This window comes from Bifidobacterium sp. UTBIF-78 (assembly GCF_006408945.1).
Classification (GTDB): Bacteria; Actinomycetota; Actinomycetes; order Actinomycetales; family Bifidobacteriaceae; genus Bifidobacterium; species Bifidobacterium myosotis.
On record NZ_JFAO01000014.1, the window covers coordinates 37,281 to 53,076 of the forward strand.

The window sequence follows — 15,796 nt, forward strand, 5'->3', positions numbered from 1 at the left end:
CGTTCGGTTTTCGACAGCTGCGATGCTAAACATTGCCCCGAGGGCAAGGTCAAATCCGAGACGGTCGCGCCGGCGATTCTGCCAAAGACGGCAGCGCCGGGATATGGGATACGGGATACCGTAGGATACGGGACCACCGGGGATTTGCATGGCACGGCCATCGAGGAGGTTTTCGATGCGGGACGACGACGATCTGCTGACCATCGGCGAGGTGGCCAAGCTGGATGGCGTGAGTACGAAGGCGCTGCGCTATTACGATGCGCACGGCATTCTGGCGCCGATCGAAACCGACCCGCGCACCGGATACCGCTATTACGCGCCGGACCAGCTGCTGGAGATGGATGTGATCCGGTTATGTCTTGAGGCGGGTGTGCCGCTGGATTCCATCGAGACTTTCCACCAGACCGACGGCTCGCTCGACTGGCGGGCGTTGATGGAGATCGGCCACGATCGTGTGGCGCGGGAAATCGCACGGCTGCGCACGTTGGAGACCAGCCTCAATGACTATCTGGGCGAAATGACGCGCAAGGCCCGCACGCCGGCGGACGGCGTGGTGCGCTCCGATCTGCCGCCCACATGGATGGTGGGCCGGCCGTGGCCGTACTACGGCGGACCGTTCGTGTTGAAGCCGTATCTGCGCGCGATGACGTTGCTGCGCACGGCGGTGCGCGAGGCGGGATTGCCGAGACTGCTGCGGCGTGGCATCATCATCGATTGTCGCGAGGGGCGAGCCTATGCCTATCAGCAGTTCGAGCCGGGGATTGGGGAGCCACGAAGTGACGCGGCGGAAAGCGCTATGACGGGGATTGACGCAACGGGGATTGACATGGCAATACCCGGCGCGGCGGGAACCGGAAAGGAGCCAGATCAGGACATCAGCCCAACCGACAACCGCACCGTACCAATCAACGACGCGTCACATGCCGGCGATGATTCCGTCGATTCACCCGACTTCGGATTCGACCCCTCATTGACCGTCTTCCACCCCACCGGAGGCCCCGCCGAGGGACAGGTCATCGAACGCGAATCATTGACGGCCTGTTTCGATGACGCGCTGGCGATGGTCGCCCGCAACGATCCGAACAAATGGCCGCATGCCACAGTCTGTGAGATCTGGGGCAGCCATACCGCCGACGGACGGGTCCGCGTGCGCTACACCCGTCACCGCTGCGGCGTGGGTCGAACGGCATAGGCCCGGTGAGTGCGCAATCCAACGCAATACAGCGCAATACAGCGCAATCTGCGCGTTTACAGGTTCACACCGGCCTCTCATGGCTCCCAAAATAAGCCATCGGCCTGCGGCGATTGGATTGACCAACTCCGCAGGCCGATTCGATAGCGCACCCTATTGCCGGGGCCGCCGCTCCGGACAAGCCCGGGCGATATCCGGAAGCTCCGGGCGGGAGCGCCGCGTTATCTGTGCTTCCGGGACCGTCTTACTCCTGGAACACGTCCGGATGGTTCGGGTCGCCGGGGATGTCGGCAAGCAGACCCTCGAGGCCGAGGAACTCCTTCCAGAACTCGAGCGGCTGACCGTACGGCGACGACTCGCGGCCGTGGGCCTGGATATTGGCCTTGGCCTCGAACACGTCCTCCTCGCGAATGCCGTCGAAGTAGCTTTCGAGACGGTCGCGGTTCTCGGGAATGTAGAACAGCGAGGAGATGATCTCCGTCAGGCGCTCGGCGCGCTCGATGGGCAGCGAATCCCAATGGCGCAGCTCGATGAAGTTCTTGAGGCGCACGTCGTTGAAGTGCGTGGAGATGATGTGGTTGATCTCGTACGGATTGAGCTCGCGGTCCGGGTACACCTCGCCGGCATTCTCGCGGAAGGCCGGGCGATGCAGCTCCTTGGGGCTGGCGCCGGAGGCCACCGCCTCGGGCGTGTGGGTCAGGTCGGCGAACATAAGCGGCGTGGAAAGCACGTCGATGGCGTAGTCCTCCCAGCCGAAGCGCGGGTCGAACAGTCCGGGGATCACGTTGGTGCGCTGGAAATCGAGGAAGTCCCACATGCGCTGGCGCAGCAGCGGGTATGGGTTGATCTCACCCTCGAAGTACGGGGTGTTGCGGAAATAGTACGCCAGAATCGGGCCGATCACCGTGCCGAGGCGCAGCTTGTCGATGGCGTCGCGCTCGTCCACGTAGTCGATGCTCACCTGGGTGGAGGCGGAGCAACGCATCATGCACGGTCCGAATTCGCCCACGCGGCCCAGATAATCGGTCATCGCGTCATAGCGGTCCTTGGGGTTCACGGGCACGTCCACGAAGCTGGACTTGGGCTGGTAGCCGTAGTTGACGAGACGGAAGCCGAGGTCCTTCAGGATCGGATCGGCCTCACGGCGGAACTTCGAGTACAGGGCCACGAGGTCGCTCGGCTGCTTGAGGATGCCAATCGAGGTCTCCACCTGGCCGCCGGGCTCGAGTGAGACGGCCACGCCGGGGCGGCCCAATCCGACCAGATGCCCGTTCTCCCAGTACTCCTTCTCCTCGTCGTAGTAGGGGGCGAGCCTCTTGAGCAACGCCTCGATACCATTCGGCTCGTAGTAGCTCACGGCGGTATCGGTGCCGTTGTGCACGGGCAGATGCTCGATCTCCACGCCGAATCCGCCAGTGCCGCGCTGGGAGCGGCCGTTCTCGAAGAACTTCAGCAGACTGTCCACATGCTTGGGGTTCGGCTTGGCCAGCAGGTGCGCATAACTAATTCTCGGGGTAACCATGATTGGTATCGTATGCGAGCAGGCTTACGGCCGCGCCCGAACGCCCACGAATCCGCTATACGAAAAACCGATAGCAGGCTCCGCTTGGGGTTGGGAGTGGGTTTGGTGTCCCCTCTGACGCGTCACGGGTTCATTTGTGCAACCGCTCGCGGATGAGACGGCGACGACTCCCCTCAGTCGCTGCGCGACAGCTCCCCTCAGAGAGGGAAGCCAGAAAGAGCGATGCCGCCCAGGACGGTGACAATAGTCCGTTCCGGGGGGGCAAACTTGATGATAAATACAACTTTGCCCCCGGAAGGAGGGGTACGTCTCCTCAGTCGCTGCGCGACAGCTTCCCTCGGAGAAGGGAGCCAAGGGGTGATACCGCTTCATAAGGAAGCTGTTGGATTGGTGGGTGGTGTCTCCCGACCGTAAGCTCGACCGAACGGCCTTGAGTGTGTCGGGAGACACCACCCACCAATCCAACAGCGGCAGTACCTAATCTCAGCCGGCTATAACCGGTAGCCTCGGGACAGACCTCGGGGCCTGAATCAGTCGGCGGCGGTGAAGCCCTGCGGTTCGCCGGCGTCGGCGAACTTGGCGTTGTGGGCCTTCTTGGCCGCCGCGATCATGAGCTTGATGCGGTTGAGCTGGTTGGCTTCGGAGGCGCCCGGATCGTAGTCGATGGAGACGATGTTGGCCTGCGGGTGCAGTCGGCGGATCTTGCCGAACATGCCGCGTCCGGTCACATGGTTGGGCAGGCAGGCGAACGGCTGCGCGCAGATCACGTTCGGGCATCCCTGCTCGATGAGCTCGAGGATCTCGGCCGTGAGCAGCCAGCCCTCGCCGGCCTGCACGCCGATTGAGGTGACCTCCGCGGCCTTCTTGACGAGCTCCGGCATCGGCTCGTCGCGGCGGAACTTGCCGTGCGAGAGGTCCAGAGCCGCGTTGATCGGCGCGAAGTAGCGGTCGAGGCCCCACCGCATGACAGCGTAGGCGAACTGGTTACCGCCCATGCCGAGGTTGTGCTCGTTCCAGTCGGTGATGTACGGCTTGGTGGTCATGAACTCCATGATGCCGGGCACCACGGCCTCGCAGTCCTGCGATTCGATGACGTCGACCACATGGTTGTTCGCGTCAGGCTGGTACTTGACCAGAATCTCGCCCACCACACCGACACGCACCTTGCGCGGCACATCCTTGAGCGGCAAAGCATCGAAGGACTTGACGATCTCCTTGGCGAGCGTACCGTACGGCAGCCAACCCTTCTTGAGCCACGGGGTCTTCGCCGCGGTCTTCGAATAACCGTGATGCTCGATGGTCTCGCGCACGATCACATCCCACTGCTCATACAGCTTGTTCGCCGAGCCCTGCTCCACCTCGTACGGGCGCACGCGGTACAGGCACTTCATGAGCAGATCGCCCAGAATCAGCGCCTTGACCGCACGGTGCAGCATCGGCACGGTGGCCTTGAAGCCGGGATTGTCCTCGAGACCCTGCGTGGAGATGGCGATGATTGGAATCTGCGGGTATCCCGCGTCGATCAGGGCCTTGCGGATGAGTCCGAAGTAGTTGGTCGCGCGGCACATGCCGCCGGTCTGGGTGATGGCGAGCGCCACATGGTCCGGATCGTACTTGCCTTCGAGAATCGCATCGACGAGCTGGCCGATGACCATGATGGCCGGGTAGCAGGCGTCGTTGTTGACGTACTTCAAGCCGGTCTCCACGTCGCTGCGGCTGGCGTGCTTGAGCACGTCGAACTTGTAGCCGCCGGAGCGGATGACCGCCTCCACCAGCGACAGGTGGATCGGGCTCATCTGCGGAGCCACGATGGTGTAGTCGCGCTTCATGTTCTTGAGGAACTTCTGGCGGTGCGCATAGCGGGACATCGTGGCGTTGTTGTGGCCGGACTTGCCCTGCTTGGCCTTGGTATTCTTGGCGCCGGCCTGCGGCTCGTTCACGGTGCCGTCGGAGCCGGACAGCACGTTCCGGGCGTCCACGGCGGCCTTGATGTCACGCTCGGCCGCCTTGCGGGAGGCCTCGCGCATGGACTTGGTGAGCTTCGGATTGGCGGCCATCGTGGTGTCGAGCAGCACCTGACGACCCGACGTGGGGGCCTTGGAGCCGGTCTTGCGGAAGCCCATCGGCTTGGGACCGACAGCTGCGGCACCGGCTGCGGACCGCGCCTGTTCGGATTCGGCCTTGACCTTGGCTTCGGCCGCTTCCACGGCGGCCTGCGCCTCGGCGAGCGCGGCCTTGGCGGCGGCCAGATCGGCCTCGGCCTTGGCCTGAGCCTTGCGCTGGGCCTCGAGTCGCTGTTCGACTTCGGCGGACTTCGCTGCAATCGCCTTGTCGTCCAGCAGCGCCTGATCATGCTTGTCAACGCCGGCAATCGCACCGGCAGCGGCGCCGGCGGCAAGCGCGCGGGTGGCCCGCTCTTCGCGGCGTTTGTTGGATTCGCGTTCCTCCACGGCGGCCTTGAGCGAGCGCAGACGAATCTTCGCCGCGCCGAGGTTGGAGACCTCGTCAATCTTGAGCAGCGTGTACACGTCGGCCTTGTCCGCGAGGATCTCGGCCACCTGATCGGTAGTGATGGCGTCGAGGCCGCAGCCGAAGGAGTTGAGCTGCACGAGCTCGAGGCCCGGATAGGAGGCCACAAAGTGCGCGGCCGCGTACAGACGGGAGTGGTAGGCCCACTGGTTGGTCACGCGTAGCGGCATCTTGGTCACCGTGCGGTCGCCGACGTGCCGGAACCCGGCGGCGTTCTTGGCGCGCGGGTCGGCCTCGCCTTCGGAGAGGAACTCGGTGAGGTTGAGCTTCTCCCCCGGCTGCAGCTCGCAGATCGAGTCCTCGGAGAGCACCACCATACCGAGCGCGCAGATGGTCTCGGGGATGCCGTGGTTGATCTCGGGGTCGATGTGGTAGGGACGGCCGGCGAGCACGATGCCGCGGCAGTTGTGCTCCTTCATGTAGGCGAGCGCGGCCAGACCCTCCTGCTGCACGTCGTGCTTGAAGACCTTGTCCTCGGCGTAGGCGGCCTTGACGGCGGTTTCGGCCTCCTCGCGCGTGACGTTGGCCCACGCGAACTCCTCGACGATGCGGTCGACCATGAGCTCGTGGTTGGCGAGGTTGAAGTACGGGTGCATGTAGCGCACGTCCGGGTCGCGCAGCTCGGGCATGTTCGCGCCGACCACCAGCGGGTAGTTGGCCACGACCGGGCAGTTGTAGTGGTTGTCCGTGTTCGGCACGAGGTTCTCCTCGTACGAGACGCACGGGTAAAAGATGGTCTTGATGCCCTTGTTGAGGAGCCACTTGATATGGCCGTGCACGAGCTTGGCCGGGTAGCAGATGTTCTCGGAGGCGATTGATTCGATGCCGGTCTCGAACAGCTCATGGGAGCTGCGGCCGGAAATCATCACCTTGAAGCCGAGCGAGGTGAGCAGCGTGAACCAGAACGGGTAGTTCTCGTACATGTTGAGCGCGCGCGGGATGCCGATTTCGCCGCGGGTGGCCTTCTTGTCGGTCAGACGCCGGTAGGCAAAGCAGCGCTTGTACTTGTAGTCGTACAGGTTCGGGCGGTCGGAGCGCTTCTTCTTGGCGTCGCCTCCGCGTTCGCAGCGGTTGCCGGTCACGTAGCGCGAACCGTCGGCGAACGTGGTGATGGTGAGCTTGCAGTGGTTCTGGCACAGCTTGCACACGTCGCGTTCGGTGGTCATGGACAGGTTGTCGAGCGCGTCGCCGGTCAGGATGGAGCTGGCGGTGTGGTGCACGCCGTTGACGATCACCTCGTTGTCGTGGCCTTCGGCGGTTGCGGCAGCGTTGGTCGCGGTCGCGCCGGCCTGGTCGGCGGGAACCTCAGCCGCAGCCTCGACCGAACCGCCGTCGGCCAGTACATGCTCATGCGTGTCATCCGCCACATCCTCGTAGTGCATACGGGCGGTCAGGGCTGCGCCGAACGCGCCCATCAGACCGGCGATGTTCGGACGGGTCACCTCGCGTTCGGTGAGCAGCTCGAACGCGCGCAGCACTGCGTCGTTGAGGAACGTACCGCCCTGGACCACGACGGTATCGCCGAGTTCGCCGGAATCACGCAGTTTGATGACCTTGTACAGGGCGTTGCGCACCACGGAATAGCACAGGCCGGCGGCGATGTCCTCGATGGAGGCGCCTTCCTTCTGCGCCTGCTTGACGGAGGAGTTCATGAACACGGTGCAACGCGAACCCAGATCCACCGGATGCGTGGAGGCGAGCGCCTTCTGCGTGAACTCCTGGATGGTCAGGCCCATGGACATGGCGAAGGTCTGCAGGAACGAACCGCAGCCGGACGAGCAGGCCTCGTTGACGGCGATCGAATCGATCACGCCGTCGGTGATGGCCAGATACTTCATGTCCTGACCGCCGATGTCGATGACGGCGGTGACGCCGGGGCTCACCATTTCGGCGCCGCGGTAGTGGGCCATGGTCTCCACCACGCCCTCGTCCAGATGCAGACCGGTGGTGATCAGGCCCTCGCCGTAGCCGGTGGCGCAGGAGCGGGCGATCCACGCGCCTTCCGGCAGTTCGGACTGGATCTTCTTGACGATGTTGATGGCGGCCGTCAGCGGGCTGCCCTCGTTGTTCGCGTAGGAGGACCAGACAATCTCGCGGTCGTCGTTGACGAGCGTGGCCTTGATGGTGGTCGAGCCGGCGTCGATGCCCAGGAAGTGCGGGCCGTGCGCGCCCTCGAGCGTGCCAATGTGGACGTGCTCGCGGTGGTGGCGCTGGTTGAACGCCTCACGGTCGGCCTCGGTGGGGAACAGCGGCGGCATGGTGGGAGTGTTGGAGGGCAGGTTCTCCAGCTCCTCCAGGCGCTTCAGGATGTCGGCGCAGGTGCGGGCCTCGAAATGATGGCCTTCGTCGTCGGTGTCGATGTCGGCCTGCAGCGCCGCGCCGAACGCCACGTACAGGTGGGCGTTGGTGGGCACGATGAACTCGTCCACCTTGCCTTCGAGTGCGCGCTGGAAAGCCGCGCGCAGTTCGGACATGAAGAACAGCGGGCCGCCGAGGAAGATCACGGTGCCGTGGATCGGGCGGCCGGAGGCGAGGCCGGCGATGGTCTGCGTGGCCACGGCGGTGAAGATGGAGGCGGCGAGGTCGGGCTTGGCCGCGCCGTCGTTGATGAGCGGCTGGAGGTCGGTCTTGGCGAACACGCCGCATCGTGATGCGATCGGATACAGGTTCTGGTAGCTCTTGGCCATCTCGTTGAGGCCGGCCGCATCGGTGTCGAGCAGGGTGGACATCTGGTCGATGAATGCGCCGGTGCCGCCCGCGCACGAACCGTTCATGCGCTGTTCGGGCGTGGGCTTCAGGTACGTGATCTTGGCATCCTCGCCGCCGAGCTCGATGATGACGTCCGCCTGCGGGTATTCCTTGTCAATCGCCTCGGTTTCGGCGATGACCTCCTGGATGAACGGCACATGCATGTTGTCAGCGAGCGCGAGGCCGCCGGAGCCGGTGATGGCGAGGCGAATCGGCTCGTCGCCGCGGCCGAGCTCCTCGAGCTTCTTATGGATGTCCACCAGAAGACCCGCCACGGTGGCGCGCACGTTGGCATGATGACGTCGGTAATCGGAGAACAGGGTCTCGGCCAGGGAATCGGACTGGTCGAGCACTACGGCCTTGACGGTGGTGGAACCGATGTCCAGCCCCACACGCAGGGGCTTGGCGCCCTTCGATGCGTTCGTCGCAGGCGCATTCGTCACGTCTGCGGTCGCGTTCGATGCGGTATCAACCATGCTTTCCTCTTACGTTGGTCCTCCGGAATCACCCTCCCCCAGGGCACCATGAGACCGCCACGGGACGGCTGGCAGGTGCACTGCGGACGGCTTCGCCCGGCTACTTCATGGCTTCAGAATAGTCCGACCACCTTCCCAACGAGCCCGCAGCCCGGGTGATTTCGCTCACGGAATGCCGGTAACGCCACAGTTCGCGCCGATATGACGTGTAATGCGCGGCGTTGAGTGCCGACCGCCAGCCTCGCATTGTATTGCGATTTGGCCGCCGTTTGCCGGCATTGCATGGAGAACCAAGCTTATCGGCTGCGCTTGCCGCGGCACACAACACTGAAAAGAAAGAGCAGACTTCATAAAGTATTTATGAAATTATGATACCATCTTCATAAATCATTTATGAAGTTTGTGCACTGATGGAAAGGTCCGGCATCATGGCAGTAACCGCACAATACTTCGCACCCGACTATCCCGCACTCGTGCGCGAAGCACTGGAATACCGTTTCCCACGCCCCGTCAAACGGCATCCGATCATCGACGAATTACCCGAGCCCGCGATGTTCAATCTCGTGCATATCCTCACCGGGATGCGCCGCAGCGGCAAGACATTCCACCTCTTCCAACTCATTAACGACCTGCTGGACGCAGGAACGGCACGCGAGCGCATCCTCTATTTCAACTTCGCTGACGAACGACTCCAGCCCATGCCTCCCGATGCGCTCAATCAAGTAGTTACGGAATATTGGAGACAATGTCCGACCGCACGCGAACAAGGCGCATTCCTTTTCCTTGACGAAGTGCAGGAAACCGAACACTGGCAGGGATTCTGCCAGCGACTCGCCGAACACGAACGAATCACCTTAGTCATCACCGGATCGTCATCCAAACTGTCCAGCGAACAAATCGCCACACAATTCCGTGGACGATCGTACTCACATGAAGTGCTGCCCCTCTCATTCCGTGAATACTGCGATTTTCACGGACTCGACGCGCCAAGCGACACCGGCAACGCCTTCTCTGCACAAACCGTAACGGCCATGGAATCGGCATTTGACCGTTACCTCATAGAAGGCGGCTTCCCGGGTGTGCAAACACTGCCCAATACCGGACGTATCGATATGCTACAAAGCTATATGCGTGACGTCGTGGCCAGAGACGTGGCCGAACAGTTGGGCCGTGGGGAAATCGCCCTGGCCAACCAAATTGCACTGTTCGTGTTACGCAACACTGCATGTGAACTCGCCGTCAACAAACTCACCGCACAGCTGGAACAAGTCGGATACAAGCTATATTGGAACAAAGCCCGGCGCATCCTCGACCTTATGGAACAGGCATTTCTCTGCTATGAGCTCAACGAATACACTACATCGCTTAAGCCCAATACAACCACTGTGCCGAAAATCTACGCCGAAGACCCCGGTCTGGCCTATGCGGTTTCGCGCGCGAACCAACAGGATGTAGGCAAACGTCTGGAGACCGCCGTCTATCTGGAATTGCGCCGACGTCAGGCGGGAAGACGCACTGATTCCATCACCTCATTGACCATGCCTACGGCCAAACAGGAGAAAGTGGATTTCCTCATAGGCGATGCACTCGGCATCGAACCATATTCCGCCATCCAAGTCACAGCGGATATGACAGCCCCCAAGACCAAGGTACGCGAAATCCGAGGGCTCGAAGAGACCATGAAACGCATGTCCGGCGTGAACGGCACTATCATCACGCTACGGGAGAACGACGTCATTCATACCAGTACCGGAGACATACAAGTCATTCCCGCATGGAAATGGGCGCTGCAGACTCCATCCCGATGATCATCCGCCCAGCGGCCTTCTGACGATGACGCATCATGGACGCGCCACCGTCAGGAGGCTTGGCTGCCCTCGCCGGCCTCGCGGTCCTTGAGGTAGATTTCCGGTATGTCGCGCTCCTGATCGTGGAGCTTGGCCCAGATGACCGGTTTGCCGGCCTCGAGAGACTTCGGCACGTCGAGGATGCGCTGGTTGGCCGAGCCGCGGAACTGCAGCAGCGAGTTCTTCTGGTCCTTGAGGTAGCGACCGTCCACCAGAATGTCGATGAGGTGGAGCAGCTCAAGCTTGTCCGGGGTCTCCCCTGGACGCATCAGCTCCTCCCATGTGTAGCCGGTCCAGCACCAGATGTCCTTGGTGTGACCGAATTCGCGACGGATGCGCTGCGCCAGCGGCACCAGCACGGGCGTGTTGAGCATGGGCTCGCCGCCGAGGAATGTGATGCCCTGCACCCAAGGCGCCCTGAGATCGTCGATGATCTTGTCCTCAAGCTTGGGCGTGTATTCGTGGCCGGCGCGGAAATCCCATATGGAGGCGTTGAAGCAGTCGACACAGTGGAACGGGCAGCCGGAGACATACAGGGAGTTGCGCACACCCTCGCCGTCGGTGACGATGAAGGTCTTGTAATCGGCGATCATGCGCTTGGACATGCGCCGGCCGTCCCATTGGCCCGCCTTCGGATCGTTGGCGAGCCCATGGGACGGCACGGATGGACCGCGCCCGGTCTCATCGGGCGCGAAATCACGACGGATCACTTGGCCTCTTCGAACCACTCGCGGGTGGTGCCGTCGTCCAAGGTCACGCGACCGGTCTCACCGCTCATGTGCTTGACGCGGTGGGCGATCTCCTCGTGACGGCCGTGCACCATCGGGCGCTGGACCGGGCTGCCAAGGTAGCCGCAGGTGCGCTTGGTCACGTTGCACTTATCCGGGTCGGAGTTGCCGCACTCAGGGCACTTGAAGCCCTCTTCGGTGGGCTCGAAGTCGCCCTGGAAGCCGCACACGAAGCAGTGGTCGATCGGGGTGTTGGTGCCGAGGTAGCCGATGCCGATGTTGTAGGCGTAGTCCCACACAGCCTCGAGCGCCTTCGGGTTGTCCTGCAGGCACGGGTACTCGCAGTAGTTGATGAAGCCGCCGGAGGCGTAGTACGGGAAGTCCTTCTCGTAGTTGAGCTTCTCCATCGGGGTGGGCTGGAGCCACACCGGGTAGTGGAACGAGTTGGTGTAGAAGTCGTGGTCGGTCACGCCCTCGATGTGGCCGAACTTCTCACGGTCCATGCGGTTGAAGCGGTCGGTGAGGGACTCGGCCGGCGTGGAGTACACCGAGTAGTGGTAGCCCTCGGCCTTGCTCCACTGCTTGCACAGCTCGTTCATGCGCTTGACGATGGACAGCGCGAACTCCTTGCCTTCCGGGTCCCAGCCGTGGTCGCGAATCCAGTTCTTGCCATAGAAGACCGCGGTGGTCTCGGCGAGGCCGATGTAACCCAGCGACACGGTGGCGCGCTCGTTCTTGAAGAGCTGGTCCACGTTGTCGTTGGCGCCGAGGCGGCCGAAGGCGCCGAAGCGGAACAGCGTGGGGGCGTTGACCGGGGTGGCCTCCTTGCAGCGCATGATGCGGAACTGCAGAGCCTGGTGGGCCACCTCCATACGCTCGTTGAACAGCTTCCAGAAGCGGGCCTTGTCGCCGTGGGATTCGATGGCGATGCGCGGCACGTTGACCGTGACCACGCCGAGGTTCATGCGGCCATCCTCCTCATCCTTGCCGGTCTCGGGGTTGATCCAGCCCTGCAGGAAGGAACGGCAGCCCATCGGGGCCTTGAAGGAGCCGGTGATCTTGACGATGTTCTCGTAGAAGACCACGTCCGGGTACATGCGCTTGGTCGCGGACTCGAGCGCCAGCTGCTTCAGGTCGTAGTTCGGGTCGCCCGGATCGGCGTTCACGCCGTGCTTGACGGTGAACACGAGCTTCGGGAAGATGGCGGTGTGGTGTTCCTTGCCGAGACCGCGGATGCGGTTGAGCAGGATCGCACGCTGGATCTCACGGGAGAACCAATCGGTGCCGAGACCGAAGCCGACGGTCACGAACGGGGTCTGGCCGTTGGAGACGCGGTTGGAGTTGATCTGGTACTCCATGGTCTGCATGGCGTCGTAGATGGCCTTGCGGGTGCGGATCTTGGCGAGGATCTCGCGCTCCTGCTCGAGCTCGTCCACATCGGTATGGAACGGGGTGTCCATCGGCAGCGGCTCGCGGGAGCCGAAGTGCAGCTTGGCCGGCTCGTTCTTCTTGGCGTTCTCGACCTGGCGACGGGCGAATTCCACCGGCATGCCGTCGGGAATGGTCTCGCGTGCCTCCTCGAGGAACTTCTCGTAGTCCTTGCGGGCATACTGGGCCAGATGCTCGTCGGCGCGGTTGGCGGTCTGGCCGCCGTACTGGCTGGAGGCCACGTCCTTCATGATCTGGGTGATCTGGGTAGCGGCGATGGCGATGGACTTCGGCGAGGCCATCGGGGCGTTGCCGAGCGTGAAGCCGTTGGCGAGCATGTCCCAGAAGTTCGGCAGGGAGCAGTTCGACTGGGCGGTGAACGGCGAGTAGTCGGCGTCGTGGAAGTGGATGTCGCCCTTCATGTGGGCGTTGGAGACCGCCGGGGGCAGCATGTTGAACGCGGCGGCCTTGGAGACGGCGCCCGCCAGCAGATCGCGCTGGGTGGCGTAGACGTTGGAGTCCTTGTTGGCGTTCTCGTGGATCAGCGTCGGGTCATGGTTGATGAAGCGGGCCACGGCCTCGTTCACATCGGTGGCTTTGGCGCGCTGGATGTCACGGTCGAGACGGTAGTTGGTGTAGGCGCGCGCCACGTCGTACAGGTGCGCGTCGATCAGGGCGTGCTCGACGAGGTTCTGGATGTCCTCGATCTTGGCGGGGCCGTTGTAGCGCTCCTTGATTTCGCCCTCCACCTGATTGGCGAAACCGCGGATCATGGCCTCCTCCTCGGGGCCGACCTCCTTGTTGAGATCACCGAAGGCGGACTTCACGGCCGAGATGATGTTGATCGGATCGAAATCGACCACACGGCCGTCGCGCTTCTCCACGAGGACCTGAGTGGTCTTCGGGGCCTTCCTGGTCTCGCTGTCGACGACGTTCTCATCCAGCACATGTGCGCTCATCGGGAACCTCTTTTCTTCCTATTTCCGTACTATCCATCACTGCCCATCCGGACTCTCACGAGCCCGGTTTTTGGCCGCACCTGCCGTAGGCCAAACGAATTACATGGGTGTCGTTTCCTTGAACCTATAGAAGGATACGGCATCCCCACCCCTATATCTAGTACTCAACCATGGCGTGTTGAACTATCTGTAGTGTTGAGCGGCCATATTCCGCCAAAATCACATCCATGTGATTCATGTGACGATTTTTTGATTGCGTGTCGCCGTCCGAGCCCTCTCATTTTGACCTCCCCTCATGCTAAGTACCATCCGCGACGCTTCTTACGACATCGGATACGGTCCATCGTCGCACATGATTTTCGGTTCGGTAAAATTTTTCCCTCATCAATATTCGCACTTATAGTGGTGGACATGACTACTGCAATGGGTTACTCATCATCGCCGGGAACGCCGACCGCCGCGTCTCTTGCGTCGGCCGGCTTTGCCGCCGCCCCCGGCAATGGCTCGCCCGAGCCGGGCACCATCAACCTGCCCAACGAGCCGCGGCCCGCGGACCAGTTGCCGGCCCGCGCCGGCGAGACCACAGCGCAGAACCCGTGGCCGGTCAGCGTATTGAGTCAGAAGTTCTACGGTGCCGTGGAACGCTGGCCCGCCGCCTGGGTCACCGGGCAGATCACGCAGATCAACACCCGCCGTGCCGGATCGGCGTACATCACCCTGCGCGACGACTTCGAGGACATCGCGATGGAGGTCAACGGATTCGGCAGGTTCGCCGCAGCCGCAAGCCAGTTCGTACAGGGCGACCGCGTCGTGATCCACGGCAAGGCCAACCTGTGGATGAAGCGCACTTCCCTGTCGCTCCGGGGAGACACCATCCTCAAGGTAGGCACCGGCGGCAGCCTCAAGGCCATGATCGATGAGCTGCGCAAGCGCCTCAAGGGAGAGGGCCTGTTCGACGTCGACCACAAGCTTCCCCTCCCGGAGTTCCCCAAGACCATCGGTCTGATTTGCGCGCCGCAGGCCCGCGCCGAGGGCGACGTAATCACCAATGTGAATCTGCGGTGGCCTACGGTCTCGTTCAAGGTGGTGCATGTGCATGTGCAGGGCGAGCAATGCCCCGGCGAGGTGGTCCAGGCCATCGAACGCCTGAACGCCGACCCGGATGTGGATGTGATCATCGTGGCCCGAGGAGGCGGTTCCTTCGAGGATCTCATCGGATTCTCGGATGAACGCGTGGTGCGCGCCGCCTACTCCTGCACCAAGCCGCTGGTCTCGGCCATCGGCCACGAGGACGACTGGACCCTGCTCGATCTGGTGGCGGACCTGCGCGCCTCCACCCCGACCGACGCGGCCAAGCGTGTGGTGCCGGACGTGAACGAACAGTCCCAGCTCATCGAAGGTGCTATCGAACGCATGCGGTTGCGCGTCCGCTCCCGCGTGGAGAACGAGATCCGACTCATCGAGGGGTATGCGAACCGTCCCAGCCTCACCCAGCCGCACACCATGCTGGAGCCGCATCAACGCTTGATCGACGACTCATTGCAGCGGCTGGACATCGGATTGCGACGAATCGTGGACGACGCGCAGCTCACCATCGAAAAGGCGCATGCGTCATTGACGGCCCTGAGCCCGCAATCCACGCTCAACCGCGGGTACGCCGTGGTGCAGTCGGCGGATGGCCATGTGCTGGATGACGCCTCACGAGTCAGTCCCGGCGACGACATCACCGTGACGCTCAAGCAAGGTGTCATCACCGCGACCGCCACATCCACCGCGCGGTGACCACTGTGCGGTGACCACTACGCAGTAATCCTCGCACAGTGGTCACCGCGCGGTTCCACACCGGCATCGATACCCATCATGCGCATACGCGCATCCCTACCGTATATATAAGGAGCAATCATGACCAACAAAGACACCAACCCCAGCACCACCCCAGCGTCGTCGTTGACCGACAAGGAGCGCGAAGCCATCGCCCAAATGCCGTACGAGGAGGCACGAGACAAGCTCATCCAGGCCGTACAGGCATTGGAGACGGGCGGCCTCAACCTCGACCAGTCCATGCGCCAGTGGGAAATCGGCGAAGCCCTCGCCAAGCGCGCACAAGGTCTGCTGAACGACGTGCGCGCCAAGCTTGACCAGGCCCAAGCCGAGCAGGCCGCCAATCAGGCGACTGCTGGAACTCAGTCCAATTTGGACTGAGTTCCCCTTCGGCCTACGGCCTCACCTCACCTACGGATGGTCCACCGGACCATCCGCTTCACGGTTCGGCCCAGTCGAACCTCGACTGAGTACCCGCCTCGCGGCACAGCCGCTCACCTCGTCTACGGACAGTCCACCGGACTGTCCGCTTCACGACTCTCCTCC

The 15,796-nt window shown here is 62.7% G+C and carries 8 protein-coding genes; 4 read left to right on the forward strand and 4 right to left on the reverse strand.

The features are described 5' to 3' along the window. Nucleotides 1-175 precede the first annotated feature (175 nt). Nucleotides 176-1,192: a MerR family transcriptional regulator gene (locus BG22_RS03880; protein ID WP_140493432.1), complete on the forward strand. Its 1,017-nt coding sequence runs from the start codon at nucleotides 176-178 to the stop codon at nucleotides 1,190-1,192. 244 nt (nucleotides 1,193-1,436) lie between these two features. Here the strand turns inward: BG22_RS03880 and BG22_RS03885 are convergent, their stop codons facing one another. Next, on the reverse strand, nucleotides 1,437-2,714 hold the full coding sequence (locus BG22_RS03885; RefSeq protein ID WP_094666894.1) for a glutamate-cysteine ligase family protein: 1,278 nt from the start codon (nucleotides 2,712-2,714) through the stop codon (nucleotides 1,437-1,439). A gap of 530 nt (nucleotides 2,715-3,244) precedes the next feature. Beyond that, nucleotides 3,245-8,467 carry an acyl-CoA dehydratase activase-related protein gene (locus BG22_RS03890; RefSeq protein WP_258186193.1) on the reverse strand — a complete coding sequence of 1,741 codons (5,223 nt, stop codon included), beginning with the start codon at nucleotides 8,465-8,467 and terminating at the stop codon, nucleotides 3,245-3,247. Between the two features lie 428 nt (nucleotides 8,468-8,895). On the opposite strand from BG22_RS03890, the gene BG22_RS03895 reads away from it, so the two are divergent. Then, nucleotides 8,896-10,275 (forward strand): ATP-binding protein, encoded by a 1,380-nt coding sequence (locus BG22_RS03895; RefSeq protein WP_140493435.1) that lies wholly within the window; start codon nucleotides 8,896-8,898, stop codon nucleotides 10,273-10,275. Nucleotides 10,276-10,325: 50 nt separating this feature from the next. On the opposite strand, the gene nrdG is transcribed toward BG22_RS03895, so the two are convergent. Both nrdG and nrdD read right to left on the reverse strand, forming a co-directional pair. Next, the gene (nrdG, locus tag BG22_RS03900) at nucleotides 10,326-11,024 is read right to left on the reverse strand and encodes an anaerobic ribonucleoside-triphosphate reductase activating protein (RefSeq protein WP_233428012.1); all 699 of its coding nucleotides are present in this window, start codon (nucleotides 11,022-11,024) and stop codon (nucleotides 10,326-10,328) included. Further along, nucleotides 11,021-13,429 carry an anaerobic ribonucleoside-triphosphate reductase gene (nrdD, locus tag BG22_RS03905; protein ID WP_094666896.1) on the reverse strand — a complete coding sequence of 803 codons (2,409 nt, stop codon included), beginning with the start codon at nucleotides 13,427-13,429 and terminating at the stop codon, nucleotides 11,021-11,023. Before nrdD ends, nrdG begins: the two co-directional genes overlap by 4 nt. 411 nt (nucleotides 13,430-13,840) lie before the next feature. On the opposite strand from nrdD, the gene xseA reads away from it, so the two are divergent. Both xseA and BG22_RS03915 read left to right on the forward strand, forming a co-directional pair. Next, nucleotides 13,841-15,211, forward strand: a complete 1,371-nt coding sequence (xseA, locus tag BG22_RS03910) for an exodeoxyribonuclease VII large subunit (RefSeq protein ID WP_094666897.1) — start codon at nucleotides 13,841-13,843, stop codon at nucleotides 15,209-15,211. A gap of 120 nt (nucleotides 15,212-15,331) precedes the next feature. Beyond that, nucleotides 15,332-15,631: an exodeoxyribonuclease VII small subunit gene (locus BG22_RS03915; protein WP_094666898.1), complete on the forward strand. Its 300-nt coding sequence runs from the start codon at nucleotides 15,332-15,334 to the stop codon at nucleotides 15,629-15,631. Nucleotides 15,632-15,796 lie beyond the last annotated feature (165 nt).